14 protein-coding genes and 4 pseudogenes are annotated in these 20,826 nt (G+C 68.4%); 7 read left to right on the forward strand and 11 right to left on the reverse strand.

The features are described from left to right. Positions 1-629: 629 nt before the first annotated feature. From Sspor_RS07300 to Sspor_RS07315, 4 genes and pseudogenes are all read right to left on the reverse strand, one after another. The gene (locus Sspor_RS07300) at positions 630-3,428 is read right to left on the reverse strand and encodes a SpoIIE family protein phosphatase (protein ID WP_373318748.1); all 2,799 of its coding nucleotides are present in this window, start codon (positions 3,426-3,428) and stop codon (positions 630-632) included. Between the two features lie 115 nt (positions 3,429-3,543). After that, a pseudogene (locus Sspor_RS07305) lies at positions 3,544-4,035 on the reverse strand (ABC transporter permease); the annotation flags it as partial. A 17-nt stretch (positions 4,036-4,052) separates the two neighbouring features. Continuing rightward, positions 4,053-5,710: pseudogene (locus tag Sspor_RS07310) on the reverse strand (sugar ABC transporter ATP-binding protein). 433 nt (positions 5,711-6,143) lie between these two features. Continuing rightward, positions 6,144-7,076 (reverse strand): cyclase family protein, encoded by a 933-nt coding sequence (locus Sspor_RS07315; protein ID WP_202198320.1) that lies wholly within the window; start codon positions 7,074-7,076, stop codon positions 6,144-6,146. Positions 7,077-7,356: 280 nt separating this feature from the next. On the opposite strand from Sspor_RS07315, the pseudogene Sspor_RS41505 reads away from it, so the two are divergent. Next, a pseudogene (locus tag Sspor_RS41505) lies at positions 7,357-8,168 on the forward strand (IS5 family transposase); the annotation flags it as partial. 42 nt (positions 8,169-8,210) lie between these two features. Here the strand turns inward: Sspor_RS41505 and Sspor_RS07325 are convergent. The 6 genes from Sspor_RS07325 to Sspor_RS07350 form a co-directional block, all read right to left on the reverse strand. Then, positions 8,211-8,849, reverse strand: a complete 639-nt coding sequence (locus tag Sspor_RS07325; protein ID WP_033215651.1) for a TetR/AcrR family transcriptional regulator — start codon at positions 8,847-8,849, stop codon at positions 8,211-8,213. A gap of 164 nt (positions 8,850-9,013) precedes the next feature. After that, the gene (locus Sspor_RS07330) at positions 9,014-9,772 is read right to left on the reverse strand and encodes an SDR family oxidoreductase (protein ID WP_033215650.1); all 759 of its coding nucleotides are present in this window, start codon (positions 9,770-9,772) and stop codon (positions 9,014-9,016) included. After that, positions 9,769-10,557, reverse strand: coding sequence for an enoyl-CoA hydratase/isomerase family protein (locus Sspor_RS07335; RefSeq protein ID WP_202198321.1), 789 nt, complete (start codon positions 10,555-10,557; stop codon positions 9,769-9,771). Before Sspor_RS07335 ends, Sspor_RS07330 begins: the two co-directional genes overlap by 4 nt. Then, complete coding sequence (locus Sspor_RS07340) at positions 10,554-12,197, reverse strand: AMP-binding protein (protein ID WP_202198322.1); 1,644 nt, start codon at positions 12,195-12,197, stop codon at positions 10,554-10,556. Before Sspor_RS07340 ends, Sspor_RS07335 begins: the two co-directional genes overlap by 4 nt. Beyond that, complete coding sequence (locus tag Sspor_RS07345) at positions 12,194-12,373, reverse strand: hypothetical protein (RefSeq protein ID WP_202198323.1); 180 nt, start codon at positions 12,371-12,373, stop codon at positions 12,194-12,196. Before Sspor_RS07345 ends, Sspor_RS07340 begins: the two co-directional genes overlap by 4 nt. 697 nt (positions 12,374-13,070) lie before the next feature. Then, positions 13,071-14,534 carry a purine-cytosine permease family protein gene (locus Sspor_RS07350; RefSeq protein ID WP_202198324.1) on the reverse strand — a complete coding sequence of 488 codons (1,464 nt, stop codon included), beginning with the start codon at positions 14,532-14,534 and terminating at the stop codon, positions 13,071-13,073. A 139-nt stretch (positions 14,535-14,673) separates the two neighbouring features. Between Sspor_RS07350 and Sspor_RS07355 the strand changes: the two genes are divergently transcribed. The 6 genes from Sspor_RS07355 (at position 14,674) to Sspor_RS40345 (ending at position 20,287) form a co-directional block, all read left to right on the forward strand. After that, positions 14,674-16,308 carry a CocE/NonD family hydrolase gene (locus Sspor_RS07355; RefSeq protein WP_202198325.1) on the forward strand — a complete coding sequence of 545 codons (1,635 nt, stop codon included), beginning with the start codon at positions 14,674-14,676 and terminating at the stop codon, positions 16,306-16,308. After that, positions 16,305-16,970: a GntR family transcriptional regulator gene (locus tag Sspor_RS07360; RefSeq protein ID WP_051762645.1), complete on the forward strand. Its 666-nt coding sequence runs from the start codon at positions 16,305-16,307 to the stop codon at positions 16,968-16,970. The genes Sspor_RS07355 and Sspor_RS07360 overlap by 4 nt, the downstream gene beginning before the upstream one ends. A gap of 820 nt (positions 16,971-17,790) precedes the next feature. Beyond that, positions 17,791-18,927 carry a PucR family transcriptional regulator gene (locus tag Sspor_RS07365; RefSeq protein WP_237403724.1) on the forward strand — a complete coding sequence of 379 codons (1,137 nt, stop codon included), beginning with the start codon at positions 17,791-17,793 and terminating at the stop codon, positions 18,925-18,927. Between the two features lie 455 nt (positions 18,928-19,382). Beyond that, positions 19,383-19,868 carry a PAS domain-containing protein gene (locus tag Sspor_RS07370; protein ID WP_237403725.1) on the forward strand — a complete coding sequence of 162 codons (486 nt, stop codon included), beginning with the start codon at positions 19,383-19,385 and terminating at the stop codon, positions 19,866-19,868. Continuing rightward, on the forward strand, positions 19,865-20,032 hold the full coding sequence (locus tag Sspor_RS40340) for a helix-turn-helix domain-containing protein (protein WP_237403726.1): 168 nt from the start codon (positions 19,865-19,867) through the stop codon (positions 20,030-20,032). The genes Sspor_RS07370 and Sspor_RS40340 overlap by 4 nt, the downstream gene beginning before the upstream one ends. Before the next feature lie 63 nt (positions 20,033-20,095). Next, on the forward strand, positions 20,096-20,287 hold the full coding sequence (locus tag Sspor_RS40345) for a hypothetical protein (RefSeq protein WP_033215642.1): 192 nt from the start codon (positions 20,096-20,098) through the stop codon (positions 20,285-20,287). A 268-nt stretch (positions 20,288-20,555) separates the two neighbouring features. Here Sspor_RS40345 and Sspor_RS41510 read toward each other — a convergent pair. After that, a pseudogene (locus Sspor_RS41510) lies at positions 20,556-20,702 on the reverse strand (IS5/IS1182 family transposase); the annotation flags it as partial. Positions 20,703-20,826 lie beyond the last annotated feature (124 nt).

Below are 20,826 nucleotides of genomic sequence, written 5' to 3' on the forward strand. Positions count from 1 at the left end.
GGGTGGGGCTTGGGGTGGCGGTTCTGTGCCCACCGGCAGACCTCAGGTGGTGGCAGGTATTTCGTGCGAAGACCGTGTTGCAGAGGGTGGCCGAGAAGGTTGTGCCGCGTGATGCTGGCGAGGCCGACGGCCGAGATGGACAGGGCCTTCGATAGGCCGACAGGTCGGGCGAGGCCGGACGTGATCGCTGTGGCACCGATGTTTCTGTGGATAACCGACAGCAGATGATCTGGGCCGTCACTGGCGGCGTTGTTGTGCGCCGATACCACGCGGGAGAAGCCGACAACCAGACCGGATCCGGTGAGCCGCAGATGCAGTGCCTGCAACCGGGCACCGACGAGGTGGCCGTGCACCCTTCCTCCGGGCTGCTGCACGCGTACTCCTGCTACGACGCGACCGTGCGAAGGTCTCCAGGTGCCCCAGCTCGTTGTGATCGGCGCAACCCCGATCAAGATCAGCGACGGGTTGGGACGGGTGGGCGCAGAGAGCCTTACCGGATGACTGATCAGTCGCCGACTGTAACGACTCCACAACCGATGGCGTATGGCGACTCTCGCCCTCCACTGTTTCCTTGGCCTATTGCAGCGTGCGGTTTCGCACGCCCAGTCTTTCGGATTCCTGTCGATGCGCTATGCGGCGTCGGAAACACCGGTCCGCCCAAGGGTGAACTCGGCCCAGATGACCTTTCCGTCGGCGGTGTAGCGGGTGCCCCAGGCCTGTGCGAGCTGCGCGACGAGGAAGAGGCCGCGGCCGCCCTCGTCGGTGGAGGCCGCCTGTCGCAGGCGCGGCGAGGTGCTGCTGCCGTCGTAGACTTCGCAGATCAGGGACCGGTCGTGGATGAGACGCACCTGGATCGGCTCCCCGCCGTAGCGAACGGCATTGGTGACCAGTTCGCTGAGCAGTAGTTCGGTGGCGAACGCGATTTCCTCCAGGTCCCAGTCGGTCAGCTGGCGCATGGCGGCGGCACGGATGTCGGAGACGAGGGCCGGGTCGGCTGGCAGGTCCCAGGTGGCGATCCAGGCGGACGGCAGGGCGTGGGCACGGGCGACCAGCAGGGCGATGTCGTCGCCGGGGTGCTGGGGTGCCACGGCGTCCATGACGGCGTCGCAGGTTTCCTCCGGCGAGCGGTCGGGGTGGGCCAGCGCGTGGCGCAGCCGGTCGAGGCCCTCGTCGATGTCGCGGTGACGGTCCTCGATGAGTCCGTCGGTGTAGAGGACCAGGCTGGTGTCTTCGGGAAGATGGATCTCCGTTGTCTCGAAGGGGAGACCGCCCAGGCCCAGGGGCTGCCCTGCGGGTAGGTCCGGGAAGGTCACGCTGCCGTCGGGGCCCACCAGTGCGGGTGGAGGGTGGCCGGCGCGTGCCATGGTGCACAGCTGCGTGGTGGGGTCGTATATGGCGTACAGGCAGGTGGCGCCGATGAGGGGCTGGCGGCCGCCGTCTCCCGCGTCAAGGCGCCCCACGAGGTTGTCGAGGTGAGTGAGGACTTCGTCGGGGGCGAGATCGAGTTCGGCGAAGTTGCGGGCGGCGGTTCGCAGCTGCCCCATGGTTGCGGCGGCGTGCAGTCCGTGGCCGACGACATCGCCGACGAGGAGGGCGACACGGGTGCCGGAGAGCGGGATGACGTCGAACCAGTCACCTCCCACGCTGGATTCGGCGGGCAGATAGCGGTGGGCGAGCTCGACAGTGCTCTGCTGGGGCAAGGAGTGTGGAAGCAGGCTGCGCTGGAGCGCCAGGACTGTGGCGTGTTCGCGGGTGTAGCGGCGGGCGTTGTCGACGCAGAGGGCCGCGCGGGTGACGAGTTCCTGCGCCAGTGCGAGGTCGTCGTCGCCGAAGGGAGCGGAGTCCTGTGCACGGTAGAAAGTGGCGATGCCCAGGACTACGCCGCGGGCCAGCAGGGGGGCGCTGATGAGGGAGTGCACATTCTGGGCGAGCAGCCGGTCGGTGTGCTCGAAGTCCTGGGCGAGCCAGCCGGCGGCAGTCTTCAGATCCGGCTCCAGTACCGCCTGCATGCGCTCCAGACAGCGTAGATGGGGTGTGCCCGGGCGGAGGTTGACCCGCTGGCCGACCGGGTAGAACGGGCAGTCCTCGCGTATGCCGTGGACCACCGTGCGGTGCAGGTCGGTGCGGGGGTCCGCGGATTCATCCCCGCGCAGTACGGCCTCGGGGAGGTCGATGGTGACGAAGTCCGCCAGGCGGGGGACCGCCACCTCGGCCAGCTCCCACGCGGTGCGGCTTACATCCAGCGTGGTCCCGATGCGGGTGCTTGCCTCGGCCAGAAGCTCCAGGCGGCGTCGCGCCGCGACGGCCAGCCGTCCCGCAATCGGCTCTCCCACCAGCACCAGGCCGTCAGTCCGGGCAGCCACCAGCACAGGTACCGGAAGCGGCGGGGATTGCGGGACGGGAAGTGGCGCCGGGGCCTGCGCGGGCGCGGCGAGCAGACGGCGAGATTCGCTGAGGTTAGGCGAAAGGGTGCGACGCCGCCATGCCAAATCCAGCGGCAGGATGGCCTCGACGACGAATCCTGCCACGCCCGACGAGCTCGTCAGCGGACGGCTCAGGAGGGTGGCTTGTCGGCCGTCGGACAGGAGCACTACGGTAGCGGCCCGCTGGGCCGAAGAGATCAATTCGGCGGCTCCTTCCTGCAGGATCATCTGGTCATGCCATTCCAGGCCGCTCTGGACCAGATCATCCTCTCCGATCAGGTACTTGCCCCTCAGCGCCCCGTCGCTGTGCGACTTATGCCGGGCATCGAGGTAAGCCCGCAGCAGGGACCGTTCGCGTTCCGTGCTGCGTTCCAGCAGCCGACGCTCGATATCATGAGCGGCGCTGCGCATCACCGCCTCCATCGCCGGTTTCGCCTCGAGGCGTGGACAGCCAAGAGCGAGAACGCCCTCAATATGGCCACTGAGCGGGTCACGGATTGGCATACCCCAGCAGGCATTCGCCTGGGAACGCTCTGAGAAGTGCTCGGCACCGTAGACCTGGCAGAACCGTCTCTCCGCGAGCGCAAGGGCGATGCCGTTGGTCCCGGCGAACTGCTCGGCGAAGACGAAACCGGGCCTGCTGTGGGATGCGGGGAGATGGTGTACGAGCGACGCCTCGCCAAAACGGCGTGACAGCACCGCCCCGCGCCGGTCGGCGAGTCCCACATTCGCGCGGCTCCCCGAGAACACCGCCTCCAGCCTGTCGAGCACCGGCTCGGCGGCATGAATAAGAGGGCTCGCCAAGTCCAGATCTTCCCAGTACGGGGGATCGGACGGGTCCGGTGAGACCCCCATCAGGTGACAGCGCTTCCATGAGCTCAAGATGAGATTTCGCACCCCGTCCTCGACCAGCTCCCCCACCAGGAACCGCTCACGGGCACCCGTGGGGCTCAGGTTCTCTCCGTCCACCCCCCGCTCGATCATTTCCCTCACCGAACGTGCCACGACGCTACCTCGATGATCTTCGGAAGACCTCTGCTCTGAATACCATACTAGGACCAATGCCGTGCACGATATGATATCCGCCACCGCTTCCTGGAGGCCTTGGGTGACTCCGGCGAGGCGTCGGCAGACCGAGGAACCGGGCGTCGTATAGGCCGGTGAAGGAGGTCGGCAAGCCCTGTGGCCCGGGCATGATCCTGGCGTCGTCGGTGAGCCATCCGGTGAGGGCGTACATGATGCTGCCGGTGCCGAGCGTGGCGATGAAAGAGTCGATCCGGGCGAACTCGACAATCACGCCGTTCAGGGCGCCGCTTAGCGCCCCGCCGAGAACGACAGCGAGGCAGGCGAGCGGCCAGGGCATCCCCTCGTCGACGATGAGGTGCATCACCAGGACGTACGCCAAGCCCAGTCCGTAGCCGATGGAGAGGTCGAACTTGCCGGTGGCGATGGGGATCGTCGCGCCGAGGGCAAGGAGGGCGGGGACCGCCTGGTTGGACAGGATCGATGACACATTGTCCCGGGTGGGGAACGTGTCCGGCAGGACGACCAAGTAGGACACGAAGAGCAGGGCAGTCAAGGCCACCAGGCCGTAGTTCCCGACGATGTGCCCGCGCGGGGACCAGGGGGTCATGGAGCCGTCGTGCTTCCGGTGATGGGGGGCATGGCCGTGGCGGTACGGGTGAGTTTGGCGGGCGTCAGGGCAGCACCGGCCAGCTCGGCCGCCACCGAGCCGCGGACGAAGACCAGAGCGCGGTGGCAGAGATCCGCGACCTCCTCGAAGTCGGTGGACACCAGCAGGACCGCCAAGCCCTCGGCGGCCGCCTGGTCGAGCAGCCGGTGGATCGCCGCCTTGGCACCGACGTCCCCGCTCGCAGTCGGCTCCTCGAGGATCAGCAGCCGCAGCCGTCCGCGGAGCGCCCGCCCGAGAACCACCTTCTGCTGATTGCCTCCGGACAGCGTGGCGATGGGCACCTCGCTGTCGCGGGGGCACACCGAGAACCGTTCGATCAGAGCGGCGGCCTCGCGCCGCTCTCGCCGGGGACCGAGCCAGTGCCACGCCGGCACACCGCCCGCCCTGGGGTTGGCCAGGAAGTTCTCCCGGACCGTCAGATCCGGCGCGCAGCCCTCCTCTTGACGGGTGGCGGTCACGACGCCGACTCCCCGACTGAGTGCGGCTGCCACGCTAGGCGGGTGATACGGCTCGCCGTCGAGCAGGACCCGGCCGCCGAGCAGCGGCAGCGCTCCCGCGAGAACTCGACCCAGGCACGAGGGTGAGCTGCGGGTCGTAGGTCCACAGCAGCACTGCGTAGAGCAGCACCACCACGGCGTCCACAGCGGCGGCGGACAGGTCCCGGGCGAGGGTCTGCATGTGGCCTGCGCCGGTCAGTCCGACCATGCCGAGGATCTCCCCGGGCGCCAGATCCAGGCTGACGGGCCCGGCGCGCTGTGTCGTCACGGCGTCGAGGCGCAGCACGGCGGGCCGGCCGGAGGGCACAGGGGCGGCAGGAACCCGCCCCGTCGGCAGGCCGCCCGCGATGTCACGGACCAGGCGGGCGGGCCCGTACCCGGCGAGCGGCCCTGCGCTGACCAGGCGGCCGTCGCGCAGTACCGCGAACGCGTCGGCGACCCGGTACACCTCGTCGAGCCGGTGACTGACATACAGGACGGCGTGCCCCCGGTCGCGCAGGGTGTGCAGGACGTCGAAGAGCCGGGCACAGTCCGCGGCGGACAGCGTGGCGGTCGACTCGTCCATGACGAGGACCTCCGCCCGGCGCGCGAGGGCCCGGACAACGGCCACCAGAGAGCGCTCGGCGGGTGCGAGGTCCGCGATCCGGGCATCGGCGTCCAGGTGTCCAGCGACGATCCCGAGCGCCTCGGAGCAGCGCTCCCGGGTCCGCCGCCAGGCCGTGATGGCGCGGGTAGCCCGTGCCCAGGGCGATGTTCTCGGCGACCGTCATCCACCCCACCAAGCCGAGGTCCTGGTGGATGAAGGACATCTTCGCGCGGGCGGCTTCGGACCCAAGGGGATGCCCGGCCACCGTCACTTCGCCCTCGTCGGCCCGGTACACACCGGCGAGCACCTTGATGAGGGTGGACTTCCCGCCGCCGTTGGGGCCGAGGAGGGCAAGCACGCTGCCGCGGTGGAGGTCGAGGCTGACCCCGTCCAGCGCGACGGTGCCGCCGAACCGCTTGCCGAGACCGGACACCCGCACGAGCGGCTCCCCGCCGGAGCGCGAGGGCGGGCCGCTCGTCGAGGTATCGGAAGGGTCATGGGCGTCATGCATGGACGTCTCCGGTGCCGACCTCGGATCCCCCGTTCGGGAGGGCGGGACAGGGATGATGCTACGGGCAGTCCAGGGGCATTCCGTGTATGACGGTAGTTACGCTGCATCCAGGGCGAATTTAACTCAGATGGCCTTGCCGTGGGGGTGTGGCGGGTACCTCATGCATAGGCCAGCTGTTCGGCGGGGCACAGGCCACGGCCCCGTCCGTGGTGGCGCGCCCCGCTGGTGCAGCGGTGCTACTGCCGTCGCAGACCGCAGGTCAGCGCGCGGTCGCGGGTCAGGCGCACCTGCATCGGTTCGGTGCCGGGGCGGACCGCGTTGCGAGCTCGCTCAGCAGCGGCTCCGCTTCCCTCGCCGGGGGTCGTCGGTCGCAACGGGAAAGCCAATCGCTCTGGTCCGCGCGTTCTGAGTGTATTCCCGGCCATCTGCCACTTCACAGGAGAGCAACCGGATTCACCGGCGATCCGGTCCCGCCGGGGACATTGAGCGGAGCCACGACGATCATGAACTCGTAGCGTCCCGCTCCTGCGCACGCGGCGGACAGCGCCTCCAGGTCCAGGTTGTCCAGCAAGGGCACCCCCATCGCCGCAACGGCGAGGACGTGTACGGGGGAGTGGATGCCCTCGACCGGCGACGGGCGTAGGTCGCTGTCGCCATCCGCGCCCAGCAGGCTGACCCCACGCTCTGCCAGCAGCGGTACCGCGTCGACGTGCAAGCCCGCGCTGGCCGCGTCGACGTCCCACGGGCCCAGCTTGCGGCGGCGCCGGAACCGGCCGGAGCGCACCAGCACCGCGCACCCGTCGTCGACCGTCACGCCAAGGGCCCGCTCGGCGGCTGCGACGTCACCGGCGTGGACCGGCTGCCCGGGTTTGAGCCAGTCGACCCCGAGCACGGCGGGTAGGTCGAGGAGCACACCCTTGGTGACGAGCGGGCCGAGCGCCGCCACCGAGCCGAAGCGGGCACCGGCGGCGCCGATGACTTCTTGTGCCACGTGCCCTTCGTAGAGCTGCCCCAGGTAGGCGACGTGTGACAGCGCGTCGAGGTGGCTGACCGCCTTGCCGTGGTAGTCGACTCCGAGGAAGTCCTTGTAGGTAGCCGGCTCCGGCGCTTCGACGTCGCCTAGGTCGGACATGTAGTGCAGGGCGGGCCTGCTGTTGTCGGGGCCGGACCGCGTGTTCCAGGGCAGCCCCAGGGGCACTGCTGTCCCGTCCCGGACCAGGGCGGCGGCCCGGCGCACGTGGTCCGGGGTGACCCGGTTCCAGGCACCCCGGTCGGCCGCCGCCCAGCGTCCCCACGTACGGACCGAGGCGAACAGGGCATCGAATTCCTGGCGGGAGACCCGGGAAACCCCGGGGTCGGTGCTCATGGGTGCGTGGCGCTCCACTCTTCCGGGGCGGCGGGTCGGGCCCACCGGGTTCCACATGCATACCCGTTCCGGCCGGCCGCAGGGCGCTTGGCGCGGGCCGACCCGCCGATGAGTGGCGGCCGTGCCCCCGGGCGAGGCAGGGCTGGACTCATGAGAGTGCTCGTGCCCGCCCCCGGGATAGGGAGCTGGCGGCCACCACTTGCCCCTTACGCCTTCGCGCAGTGCGTGCCCTTCGTGCTCGCCCGGCTGGTGCTGCTGATCGAGCTCACGCCAGCCCACTTCATCGCGCGGCCGGGGCCGCCGACCTGGTCCCGTCGTCAGTTGATCGACGGGATACGGTGGCGGACCCGGGCGGGAACGCCGTGGCGGGATGTGCCTGAGCGATATGGGCCTTGGGACCGGTCCTACGACCTGTTCCGGCGGTGGCAGCGCAACGGTCCCTGGAAGCGGATCCTGGAACAGTTGCAGGTCCAGGCTGATGGGCAGGGGCTGATCATCGGGATGTCAGCGTTGACTCGACCATTGCTCGCGCACATCAGCACGCTGCTGGCGCGCGTAAAATGGGGACCTGCAGCGTGAGCCACCCGGCGGTGTCGACACCGAGCCCGCCGACCACGGGCTCGGACGCTCCCGCGGCGGGTTGACCTCAAGTTGCATCTGGCGGTCGAGCAGGGGCAGAAGCCCTTGTCACTGATCATCACGGCCGGGCAGCAGCACGACAGCCCGTTGTTCGTACCGGTGCTGGAGCAGATTCGTGTTCCGCGAACCGGACCGGGGCGCCCCAGGACCAAGCCCGACCAGATTCGTGCCGACAAGGCCTACGGGTCACAGGCCAACCGCGCCTACCTGCGTAAACGAGGCATCCGGTGCACGATTCCGCAGAAGAGTGACCAGATCCGCAACCGGGCCAAACGAGGTTCCGACGGCGGTCGCCCGTCGGCGTTCGACGCTACGGACGACCGGGAACGCCATGCGGTGGAGTGCGGAATCAATCGCCTCAAGCGGCATCGGGCCGTGGCCACCAGATACGACAAGCTGGCGGTTCGCTACGAGGCGACAGGGCTGGTCGCAGTCATCAATGAATGGCTGTGACCAGCACTTTCGCAACAGACCCTAGCCCTGTCTGTCACGTTCCTATCCGGGCGCGCCCTGCCCCGCACTGAGGCCGTCCAGCAGGAGGTCCCCGAGTTCGGAGAAGGCGTCGCCTGCGGTCAGGCCGGTGCTCTCCAGAAGGGCCCCCGACTGGAGTGCGTCGATGGTCACTGCCACGACCTGGGCGGCGAAGTGTCCGTTGAGCGCGCGGAAGACGCCAGTTTGTACGCCTTCCTCGATCATTTGGTGGACCCGGTGCGCGGCGGCGGCGGAGTTCTTGCGGTAGATCTGTGCGGTCGGTTCGTAACCCACCATGTCGTCGTAGAAGGCGTTGGAGTGACGGCGCATGGCCGTGCCGATGCCGGCGAGGTAGACCCGGATGCGCTGCCGGGGGTCGGGCTCGGCCTGGACGGCCTGCTCGATCTCGGCCGTCACGGCCCGGAAGAAGGCGCGGGTGACCGCCAGTACCAGCTGTTCCTTCGTGGAGGCCAGGCTGTACAGCGTCGCCTTGGAGCATCCGAGCCGCTGGGTGAGCTCATCCATGGTCACCGCGGTGAAGCCTTCGGCCAGGATGATCGCCTCGGCCTGACGCAGCAGTTCGTCCCGCCGGCGAGTGTCCACGACCCGCCGGCGGGCCGTTTTGCGCGGGCGTCGGTCGCGCGAGTCAGTTGGGGCCGTCACCGCAGCAGTCTCCCATGGACGTCATCGCCGGAACCGGCGGGTGGTCGTCCGGGACGGGAGTCCGAGACTTACGAGGGGGTACCAGGGTACCGCTCGACGTACCTGGGCTGCGACGGTCCCCGCTGGCGATCCGACGGCCGCAGCGTGACCGTGGATGCGGCGCTCTACCGGATCGAGGACCCGATCGAGATGCCGCCGTCCACGTCCAGGACGATGCCGGTGATGTAGCTGGCGGCATCGCTTGCGAGGAAGGCCGCGGCTTCGGCGATGTCCTGGGGGCGGCCGGTGTGGCGCATGGGGATCTTGTTGGTGAGCTTGTCGCGTGCGGGGCCGTTCATGGAGGCGAGCATGGGTGTCTCGATGAGGCCGGGTGCGATGGCGTTGGCGGTGATGCCGTGGCGGGCGCCTTCAAGCGCGAGGGTGCGGGTCATGCCGACGATGCCGGCCTTGGCGGCCACGTAGTTGGTCTGGCCGAAGTTCCCGCGCCATGACATGGAGGAGAAGCTGACGATACGGCCGTAGCCCTGGCGTTTCATGGGGGCGAACGCGGCGCGGGCGCAGTGGAAGCCGCCGGTGAGGCTGACGTCGATGACGGCGTGCCAGTCGTCGTCGGTGATGTCCTCGACGCGGTTGTCGCGGAGGATGCCGGCGTTGTTGACCAGCACGTCGATGCGGCCGAGATCGGTGGTGACGCCGTCGATCCAGGCGTTGACCTGGGCGGAGTCGGTCACGTCCACCCTGTCGGTGCGGAGTTTGGCGTCGTGGGCGTCGGTGATGGTCCCGGCGGCGTCGGTGAGGGTTTGTTCGTTGACGTCGGCCAGTGCGAGCGTGGCGCCCTCGGCGGCGAACCGGGTCGCCATGGCGAGGCCGAGGCCCTGTGCGGCCCCGGTGATGGCGACGACGCGTCCCTGGTAGCGATTCATGTGTTGTCCGCTTTCGTGGTAGGGAGAGTGAGGAAGGCCCGCAGGGCGTCGGCCACGGAGCTCGCAGACCAGTTGTCGGCGAAGACGTCCAGTTCCTCGCGCAGGGCCTGCTCGGGGGCCATGCCGTCGATCCGGTGCAGCAGCGTCTTGAGGTGTTGCTGAGCGGGGCGGTGGCGGCCGGCCAAATGTTGGCAGATACGGGTGGCGGTGGCGATGAGTTCGGCCTCGGGCACGATCGCGTGGATCCAGCCGGTGTGTGTGAACGCGGTCGCGGGGATCAGTTCGCCGGTGAGCAGGAGCCAGCGGGACAGTCCCCGTCCGACCGCGTCGGGCAGCCGGACGCTCGAGCCGCCGGCTGGTACCAGACGCCGCTGGAGGTGGCCGTCGCCGATGAGGGTGGTGTCGGCGGCGACGACGACATCGCAGGCCAGCGCGAGTTCGAGGCCGCCGGCGACGGCGTGACCGTGTAGGACGGCGACCCAGGGTTTCGGGCTGGCCGCGATACGGCTGAAGCAGGCCGACACGTCGGTGAGGAAGTCGACCGGGTTGTCGCCCGCGTCGTGGAGTTCCAGGAATTGGTGGAAGTCACCGCCGGCGCAGAAGCTCGGCCCCTTGCCTGCCACGGCGATGACCGCTGTGCCGGGGTCGGCCTCGGCGCTGGTGATCTGCTTGTTCAGGGCTTCGATGAGGGTGACGTCGAGGGCGTTGCGCCGCTGAGGGCGGTTGAGCAGGAGCCATCGGACGGTGCCGTGTTGCTCGACGAGCAGGGGTTCCGTGCCGGTCAACGGGGCTCCGGGGTGGTGAGTTCGGTGTGTCGGCGGTTGCGCAGCAGGTAGCGCTGGGTCTTGCCGCTGGGTGTCTTGGGCAGGGCGTCGATGAAGTGGATTGTGCGCGGGTAGGCGTGGGCGGCGTAGCGGGTCTTGACCAGTTGTTGGAGTTCGGTGGCCAGGTTTGGTGAGCCGTTGTCGCCGTCGCGCAGGACGACGTACGCCTCGATGACCTCGCCGCGGACGTCGTCGGGTGCGCCGATCACGCTGCACTCGGCGACGGCGGGGTGCTGGGCGAGGACGCTCTCGATCTCGAACGGCCCGATCCGGTAGCCGGCCATGATGATGACGTCGTCGTCGCGGGAGGAGAAGAAGAAGTCTCCGTCGGCGTCGATGCGCCCGGCGTCGCCGGTGAGGTACCAGTGGCCGTCGGGGGTGAACTTGGAAGCGCTCTGTCCGGGGATCTGGTAGTCGCGGAAGGTCATCAGCGGGCTCCCGGCGACGTCGATCGCGACCCGGCCGAGTACGCCCGGTCCGGCGGGCTCGTCCTTCTCGTCGGCCAAGACGGTGAGGTTCCATCCGGGTACCGGCCGGCCCATCGATCCCGTCTTGAGGGGACGGGCGAGTTCGCTGTGGTGGTGGTTGGCCAGGGGCATGCCGACCTCGGTCTGGCCGAAGTGGTCGTGCACGGCGAGGCCGAGTGCGGCGTGTGCCCACTCGTTGACCTCGGGAGTCAGGGGCTCGCCGGCGCTGGACGCCCGCTGCAGGCGCAGGCCCTGTGGGACCGGCACCGGCGAGGAGCGCAGTCCCCGGTACACGGTGGGGGCGGCGGTGAAGTCGGTGACCTGGTGGTCGGTGAGGGTGCGCCAGGTTGTCTCGGGGGAGAAGCCGCCGGTCAGCAGCAGGCTGGGGATGCCGGCGGCCATCGGGGCGACGATGGCGGCGTACAGGCCGTAGGCCCAGCCGGGGTCGGCGGCGCACCAGTAGCTGCTGCCTTGGGTGACGTCCAGGGCGTACTCCAGGTAGATCTGCCATCCGGTGATGTAGGAGACGGGGTGGATGACGCCCTTGGGCTTGCCGGTGGTGCCGGAGGTGAACATGTGCACCAGTGGGCCGTCCCCGCTGGTGGTGACGGCGGGTACCGGTTCCGGTGACGCGGCCGCGACGAGGGCAGAGAGCACCGTGGCACCGTGCGAAGTGCTGTTTCCGGTGACGACGAGGCGGCGCTGGGGGTCGTCCGGCAGGTCGGGGCCGGGGTCGAGTTTGTGGCGCTGGTCCGGGTCGACGATCACCACGTGCGCTCCCGCGCCCTCCAGGCGCAGGGCGATGGCCTGGGGCGCGAAGGCGGTGAACAGCGGGACGTAGACCGCGCCGAGCCGCCAAATCGCCAGGATGACGGTGACCAGGTCGGTGCTCTTGCCCATCAGGGTCGCCACTCTGTCACCCGGACCGACCCCCAGCCCCTGCAGTGCCCGTGCGTACCGGTGCGAGTCCGCGGTGAGCTTGCCGAAGGTCAGCGTCGATGCCTTTCCGTCGCCGTCGACCACGGTGAAGGCGACCCGGTCGGCGGGATGCCGGTCACACAGCAGGTGGGCCACGTCGAGGGAAGGAGCCGCGAAGGTCGAGGTCAGCTCGGCGACCCGGTCGGCGGCGCTCACGGCTGGTCCTTGCGGTCGATGACCGGCAGCACCAGGCCGCTGGGGTGGTCCGGCTCGTGAGGGATGTGGTCGAGCGCGGGAACCATCTGCTCCTCGCCCTGGCGGGCGATGTTGGCGGCGAGGGTTGCGCCGTCAGGCATCGGGACCCGGACGTCTATGTCGTGTAGGTGCTGCATCGGTGCTCCTCGTCGAGCTGCGGCGGCGGTGCCTGGATGTGGGTACGTTAGGAGGTACGTTCGTACCCTGTCAATTACCCGCACGGGAGACGGACCGCCGCGACCTGCTGCGACGGGATGACTTCCGTGTCCACTTGTCGTGTTCAAACCCGTTCCTTCATCCCTGATGGTGTCGACGGGTGCTTCGTTGGCCGTGGCGCCCATGGCAAAGGGGCGCGCCGGAGACTGCTCGTCAGGGGCGGGATGGCGGGTGCGCGGAATCCGCCCGGAACGCTTTCAGGCGTCGTGTCGGCGGACGCCCGCGGCTTTGGGAGGGTCCGCGGCGGGTGCGGTTCTGCTGATGATTCTGGCGTGCGGCGTCGATGCGGCACAGACGGCCCGCCCCCGCGCAGGGCTCCTGGTTGTTCTCGTAGACGGAGCACTGCGGGGCCCGGCACTGGCAGGCCGGCGTCCGGACGGGTCGCGGCGGCCTTCGCGTGGGCGAGCGCGCGTGCAGGGGCGAACCGGCGCAGTGCCGCGATGTCCTGGGACCACCTGGCTGGCGTGGCACCGGGCGAGGAGCAGGTGACCGACGCTGTGCGATCGCTGTGGCCAGCGATGCGGATGGTCCACAGTCGGCCTAGACCCCGCCCCCTGCGCCCCCGCTCGCCACCGAACCGATCTGTAGATCGAGGTCGGCTCGGGCGGCAGAGCGAGATCAGATCAGGCGGCCACTCTTTGTGGCGCTGATCGGCGCTCCGCTCGCGTTGTCGCTGCGCAGGACCGCCTCTTCGCCGGCGAAGTCGTAACCGCGATAGCTGAGCCAGTAGCAGGTACCTCCCACCGCCAAGCCAACGAACACAGCCAGGTCGGCGCCACCGATCGCATCGGTGACTGGTCCGATGAACGCGTTGGTGTTCATGAACGGTACCTCCGCGGCGGCGCCCAGCGTGTAGGCGAGCAGGCCGCGGCCGTTGATCCGGCCGTAGATGCCGTCAGCCTTGAAGATTTGCGCGATGGAGTAGCGGCCACGGCGGACCAGGAAGTAGTCGACGAGGTTGATCGCCGTCCACGGCGCGAAGAGGTAGAGGAGGAGCGTCAGATAGGTGCCGAACGAGCTGAGGAAGTCGTCAGAGGCGAGGAACGTCAGCAGGATCACGACCGCACTGACCGCTAGGACCGCGACTGTTCGCAACCGCGCGGTGGGTCGAATGTCCCGAAACGTGTCGAGCATGCTGATGAGGGTGAGGGTCGAGCCGTAGGTGTTCATGGCCATCGTCGCGATGAGCCCGAGCAGGCCGATCAGCACGACGATGCGGCCAAACCCGGCAGTGGCCGCGTCGCCTGCTGCGACCACGCCAGCGACGGCGTCGCCGGGTACGAATCGAGCCGCCAGCAAGGCCCCGAGGGTCGCGAGCCACATCGAGCTCAGGCTCATGCCGAGGTAGGTGCACCAGAACATCGACCGTGGCGACACGGTGGGGGGCAGGTAGCGGGTGTAGTCGGAAACGTAGATCGCCCAGTTGATCTGGTAGCCGGCTGCCAGACCGAAGACGACCAGGAAGGGCGTCCATGCGAAACCATGAGCTATCGGGGCAACTGCGGCTACTGTGGCGTCGCTGCCGACGGCGACGACGGTCAGAACTGCGAAGGAGATGAGGAAGGCAGGGGTGATCCACCGGGTTGCGTGGTGGATCCAGTTGTACCCCAAGAGGGCGATGACGGCAGATATCGTCACCACGGCCAGAACCGATGCCGTCTTCCCGAGGCCGATGCCCACGGACAGGCTCTGCGCCGCGAGGATGCAGGCGAATGTGTTGAAACCGATGTAGTTCACAAGTGCCAGGACGAAGACGCCACCTGCACCCGCGTACCCGAATTGTGGACGCGACTGGATCAGTTGGGGCAATCCGAGGTGGGGTCCCTGTGTCGAGTGCAGCGCAGCGAAGATCGCGCCGAACGCGGACCCGGCACAGGCAGCGATGATGATCCAGAGCAGATCGGCGCCGAGGGCGACCCCCGCTGCCCCGACCGCGACCGTGCCGACATTGGCATTGCCGGCGATCCACACGGGTGCGACATGCCACACCTTCCCGTGTCGTTCGCCAAGCGGGATGTGATCGATCGACCGCGCCTCGATCGCAGACGCTGCGGCGGTGGAGGGGTCTTGAGCAGCTTGCATTGGGTCACCTCGACTGTGCCAGTGGCCTCCGCCACATCAATGGGGTAGCTATGTATACAAGTGAGCGTCTTGCATGTAAATACTTGACTTGCATTTGCTGGCTGTGTCGGCCACCCCGAACCTCCTGAGAGGTGACATCATGACCACCCCCTTCGCCAACGCTCCTGGCGAGCGGCGCGCTGAACGTCTCCCGCTGACCGAACCTCCGCCGCACGCCCGCCAGCACGCGGTGTCCATGCGCGACGGAATTCGGCTCGCGACCGATACGTATCTCCCGCCCGCGGGAGACGGGCCGGTCTTGCTGGCACGACTGCCGTACGACAAGACCAGCGCAGAGTGCTTCATGCCCCAGATCGCAGACTGGTTCACGGCCCACGGTTACGTCGTCGTGGTGCAAGACGTCCGCGGCAAACTTCGCTCCGACGGTGCTCTCATGCCGTTCGTCGCGGAGATCGACGACGCCTACGACACCCTGGAGTGGATCGTCGCTCAGCCATGGGCGACCGGCCCAGTGGGCATGTTCGGCGACTCCTACTACGGCTTTACTCAATGGGCCGCAGCTGCCAGTGGCCACCCGGCACTGTGTGCCATCACCCCGCGAGTGACGGCCCCAATGTTGCGGCGCGCTGTTCGCCGGCAGGACGTCTTCCCACTCGAGCTGTGCACGGTGTGGGCACTACAGACCTGGGTCGACGAGGGCCTCTACGACTACGAGGGGACCATCGATTGGCGCGTACGGCCACAGTCCGAGATCGCAGCCACCGCCTTGGGCGGGCGGCGCCCCCTCTTCCTCGACGAGTGGGCCACCGGGAAGCTGGATGTGACAACGCTGCCAGTCACCGACCGCATCCCCACCTTGCACCTGGCCGGCTTCGACGACTACTTCCTCAGCGACCAGCTAGCAGCGTGGGAACAGGCACGGACTGGACCCGCAGAGCACCTTCTTGTCGTCGACGTTCGCGACCACGGCTGGACTGTACGGCGTCCGACCGGTGAGCCGTATGCCGACCCGTTCGCCAGTCCGGGCGCCCAGAAGAAGTTTCTTGACGACTACCTCGGCCTCCTGCTGCCCTTCTTCGAGCGCCACCTCAAAGGCGCCGAGCTGCCGGTACCGGCAGCTGTGCGGTGGCGGCTGGGTTCTGAGGAGTTCCGCGAGGACGACCACTGGCCACCGCGCGGCACGACCGAGGCCTCTTTGTTCCTGACCTCCGATGGCCGCCTCTCCCCCGCGCCCAGCCCAACCAGCGAGGTGCGCTGGCACCATGATCCGACCGATCCTGTTCCCAGCCTGGCGCATCCGCACTACCCGAACATCGACCCTCCCGACGAGTCTTGCGTTCTCGGTCGCGATGACGTTGTCAGTTTCGTAGGCGAACCGGCCGAAGCGCCCATGGAGATCCTCGGCCGGGCCACCCTCGCGGGACGGTTCCGGGGCGGCTGTGGATCTGCACACGTCATGGTCCGGCTCCTCGACCTCGCACCGGATGGAACTGCGCGCCGCATCGGCGATGGTGCCGCCCTCATCCGGGCCCCCTGGCCAGCTGAGGCGACCGTCGACCTCGGCGTGATCGGTTGTCGACTTGATGTGGGCCACCGCCTTGCTGTCCTGGTCTCGGGGAGCAGCTTCCCGCAGTACGCTGTCCACCCCGGCACTGACGAAGAGCCGTGGACAGCCACTACCGTCACCACGGTTGAGCTCGCCATGGCGACCGGAGGCACTGCCGGCACCGCGCTCACGATCGGCATCCTCAACCCGGCAGGAGCGGCAACGTGAAGGGTTTCCGGCCGCATACGAAGACGCCGATCGAGCGCACCCCCGCGTCTGCCCGCGTCTACCACGAGCTTCGACGCCGGATTCTGCACGGCGAGCTTGCGGCAGGCAGCCCGCTCAGCGAGATCGAGATCGCGGGCGAGCTAGAAGTTTCGCGGACACCGGTCCGTGAGGCACTGCGAGAATTGCTCTCCGATGCTCTCGTCCTGGACGGACGTCGCCGCCAGTGCGTGGTGGCCGATACATCGCCAGAACTCGAACGTGAGGTGCTACTGATGCGCACCGCGCTTGAGAGTCTCGCCGCGAGAGAAGCGGCGACCGTCGCCGACGAATCGGGCAGCGACGTGCTGCACCTCATCATGGTCCGCACGCGACGGGCTCTCGCGGCCAAAGATGTCAACGCTGCGCTCGACTGCGACGACGAGTTCCACCAGCGTCTGGCCGCGATGTCGGGGCTGCCAATTGTCGCCGACACCGTCCGGCGACTACGCGGCTTCGCACGTCTGATCGGCCTGAAGAAGGGGTGGCATCTGGCCGACCTGCGCCGTTCCGCGGACGAGCACGAACAGATCATCGCCGCCCTCGAAAGCGGCGAACCTGATCTCGCCGAACGGCTAATGGTGGATCATCTCAAAACAGGAAGCGGCGAACACGGCCGACAGTAGTCACCCGTGGCACTGCGCGCGCTCCGATCCCTTGGCTTGTGGCATCCCACACATTCGGACCGGGCGACATTGGCTGGGCACCGAATGCGGTGACAGGCTCGACCGACGAAGGTGTGGAGGTCGGTGCCAGCTCGCGGACCCGACCAGCGACAGAACGTGGTCGCGACCGAGGCCCCTCGCTCAAGGACGGAACGAGGGGCCTCAAAGGCCACGCGGTCGCCCCACCCTGCTTGATCGAAAATGTATCCCGCCAACCGCTCGCGGGTGCAGCCGGCCCGCGGGTTCGGCGGTGGCGGACGCGGTCTGCCCGGTGACGGAGTTCGCGTTCGCCGCGAGGGCGAGGCCCGCCGGGCGAGCATCCGACACCCAGAAGCGGCTCCGCCGGCTGCTCCTGGTTCTCCCAGGTCCGTGGGCATGGCCGAGCTGGGAGAGAAGAAAGGATCGTGGAGACATACAGCACCTTCAGAGATTTATCGGAAGGTGACAACTTTCCGCGCGTCTCTCCGAAGATCGAACAATCCGGAAGATCCTCCTCCAACAGCAGTCACGATCGTCAGCCGGCCGCCAGCCACCCGCCACATCCCGACATCGGGAACGAAGTAGATCTGCGGGAAGAACCTGGAGAACTGGCCCGCAATAGGCGGGCAAGGGGCTGCGCCAACCCGGCTGCGGCTGAGGGGGATCGTAACGCGGCCTCAGTTGGCCGGCCCGTCGCCTTCCCACCCCCGGCAGGAACGAGGAAACGATGTGTGAACTCTTGAACCGCATCTTGTCCCGCCCCCCAAGCGAGTGGATCCGCGTCCTGCGCACGGAGCTCCCCGTGCTGGCCGACGAGATAGTGGAGGAGCTTCTGCGAGGGACACCAGGCTCTTCTGTGCTTGGGAACGGCAACGAGACCCACGACGAATTGCTTAGGCGCTCGCTGGAGGAAGCCTTGTTCGCCGCCCTGGGCTACCGGGAGCCGGAGAATCAGAGCATGAATGGCGGGGATCGCTGCCTCGAACACGAGAGCAACGTCCCACAGGAAGGCAGACACGAGGCAGGCCCGCCGGCCACCCAGAAACCCGCCCGCCACACCGGCGCCGGACCGGCGCACCACGATGGACACAGGGCCACAGACCGGGCCTCCGCAAGGGACTGGCACGAGCCTGGCGCACCGTCCGACCAGCCACGGCAGCATCTGTTCAAGGCGCTCACCGACGCCAGAGCCACCCCGCAGCGGTCCCTCGCTGAGCTGGCCGAGGAGGCAGCCTGGCCCCTCCCGCCCGCCGTGCGGGGCGTCATGCTGGCAACCCCCGGAGAGATGCAACAGCTTGCGGCTGTCCTGCACGACTCCCTCCCTGGCGTGTTCGCGGGCCGGCCCTGCTTGCTCGTTCCAAGCGCGGGCTCGGACACCAGGGCGTGGCTGGAGTCCCCGCTGCGCGGCCGCCTCGCAGCTGTAGGACACGAGGTTCCCCTGGCGGATACCGCGTCCTCCCTGCGCTGGGCTCTTCGCCTGCTCAGCCTCACCTGGGCCCACCAAGGTCAGGACATACGCCCCGTCTTCGTCGACGATCATCTCTCCACTCTGATGCTCCTCCAGGACGAAACACTGCCCGAGGCGTTGGCTGCCCAATGGTTGAAGCCGCTCGCGGACCTGACCCCACGCCAGAGCGAGCGGCTCGAGGTCACTCTGCTTGCCTGGCTCGAACACGGAGGCGCCCCGGAGGTCGCGAAGGCCTTGAGCGTGCATCCGCAGACCGTGCGGTACCGCATGCGCCAATTGGAGAAACTCTTCGGATCGCAGCTCCGTGATCCTCGTGCCCGGTTCGAGCTGGAGGTGACGTTGCGCAGCCGCCAGCTTTTGGCGCAGGCTCGGATTGTGGACTCGCGGCAGGTCCGTCATTCGAGCCGCTTCATGACGGCGAACTTCACACCGGTGACCGCGAGGAAGATGGCCCGTATCAACGGCCTGTGACTTCGATAATCCAGCGCGGCTCCGCCCTCTCAGCGGAGGCGCTCAGCTCGAGTAGCTCGATAGAGCGTGTGCATCCACACGGCGAAAGGGCTGGCACCCGGCACGACGCTGGAGGCGCGGGCGGGCAGTCCGAGGCGGCAGCTGACGTACTTCCGCTCGCGTCGAGGAGCCGAACTGGGCAAAGCGTGGACAGGACCGGACCAGGGACGCGAGAAACGCGCGAGTGCCGGATCGTGCGGGCAGTCCAGCTGGGCGTGTGCTTGCCTGCGGCGGTTGGCGCTCGGCGCTCCGTGACCAGCCTCACTCCGCACCGCAAGATCTGGATGAACGACCTACTCCACCGAGTGCTCCCGACGTCCCGCAGGCTCCTGCAGGAGCGGCGGCGCGTCTTGAGCGCGATTCGTTTGGCCGGCCGACTCTGGACTTTTCATCCAGATTGGACTTACAGCCCAGGCATGGGTGAAGTGGAAGACACTCAGGACCCTCGAATTCGGCTGTGGGCGCCGGTGGCCCAGGCCGTCGCGCTGCTGCTCGGCCCGTACGCGGAGGTCGTCCTGCATGATCCGGACACCGACCGGGTCCTCGGGATCTGGAATCCGATGACCTCCCGCGGCGTGGGAGACCCCTCGCTGCTGGGAGAGCTGGACGATCTCGAACCTTCGGCACAGGACGTCTTCGGGCCGTACGAGAAGCTGCTCGTCGACGGCCGCCGACTGACATCGGTCAGCGCGGTCCTTCGCGATCCGCAGGGCCGGCCCTCGGCGGTGCTGTGCATCAATCTCGACCGCACGCCGCTGGAACAGGCCGCCGCGGTCCTGTCCGCCTTCGGCGCCCCCACCGTGCAGCGCCCGGAGCCACTATTCGAGCAGGACTGGTCCGAGCGGATCCAGCACACATCGGAAGCTACGTCCGCGAGAGGGGGCGCCCCGTCGAACGCATGACCCGCCAGGACCGCCTGGCCGTTCTCGGCCGGCTGGAGGAGGCCCGGGTGTTCGCGGTCCGCCGTGCAGCTCCCGTCGTCGCCGGCGACCTGCGGGTGTCCCGTTCCACTGTCTACGGCCCGCTCGCCGAACTCAGATCACCGAACGCGAAGGACCGACCATGAACCGGCTGCGAGAACCTGCCCCTGGGTTACACCGAGACCTTCGGCGATCCGGCCCTGCGCGAGGTGATCGCCCAGACGTACGAGAACGCCGCCGCGGACGACGTGATCTGCTTCGCCGGAGCCGAGGAAGCCCTCTACCTGGCCATGAACGTCCTGCTCGACGCCGGGGACGACGCCGTGGTGGTGACCCCGAACTACCAGGCCGCCGAGACCGTGCCGATGGCCCTGCGCGAGGCCACCGGCGTGGCCCTCTGACCCGGACCGCAACTGGGCCCTGGACCTCGACGAGGTCGCAGCGGCGCTCCGGCCGAACACCCCGCGTCGTGTCGGTGAACTTCCCCAACAACCCCACCGGAGTGTTCCAGTTGCGCGTGGACCGGTTCCCGTCAGCGTGACGGCGAGAGGGATGCCGGTGGCATCGGTGATCAGGTGGTGTTTGCTGCCCGCTCTGCCCGCTCTGCCCGCTCTGCCCGCTCTGCCCGCTCTGCCCGGTCGACAAGACTTCGTTCCGTCTGGGAGCCACCTCTAACGCGCGGATGTGGGAGCCGTCAACGGCCGCCCGGGAGAAGTCCAGAGCGTCCGCACGGCGAAGCTTCGCCAGAAGAACCTCGACCTCGTGCAGGCGGGGTCACACGCCGACCTCGGTCCACTCCGCCAGACGGCGCCAGCAGGGTCGCAGCGGACGCGGCACCCGCCTGACTGGCTGCGGAGCAGCAGCCGTGGAGACACGCAGCATCTCCACAGGGTTTATCGGAACACGATAATTTCTCACAGCGCGTCTCCGGTGCGTCGAA

It is taken from the genome of Streptomyces spororaveus (assembly GCF_016755875.1).
GTDB lineage: Bacteria > Actinomycetota > Actinomycetes > Streptomycetales > Streptomycetaceae > Streptomyces > Streptomyces spororaveus.

Coding starts and splice junctions, on each gene's coding strand:
- Sspor_RS07350 (WP_202198324.1), bottom strand. CDS start 14,534: ATGCAAGCTGCTCAAGACCCCTCCACCGCCGCAGCGTCTGCGATCGAG.
- Sspor_RS07315 (WP_202198320.1), bottom strand. CDS start 7,076: ATGAGCACCGACCCCGGGGTTTCCCGGGTCTCCCGCCAGGAATTCGAT.
- Sspor_RS07345 (WP_202198323.1), bottom strand. CDS start 12,373: ATGCAGCACCTACACGACATAGACGTCCGGGTCCCGATGCCTGACGGC.
- Sspor_RS40340 (WP_237403726.1), top strand. CDS start 19,865: ATGACCCGCCAGGACCGCCTGGCCGTTCTCGGCCGGCTGGAGGAGGCC.
- Sspor_RS07370 (WP_237403725.1), top strand. CDS start 19,383: ATGGGTGAAGTGGAAGACACTCAGGACCCTCGAATTCGGCTGTGGGCG.
- Sspor_RS07330 (WP_033215650.1), bottom strand. CDS start 9,772: ATGAATCGCTACCAGGGACGCGTCGTCGCCATCACCGGGGCCGCACAG.
- Sspor_RS07355 (WP_202198325.1), top strand. CDS start 14,674: ATGACCACCCCCTTCGCCAACGCTCCTGGCGAGCGGCGCGCTGAACGT.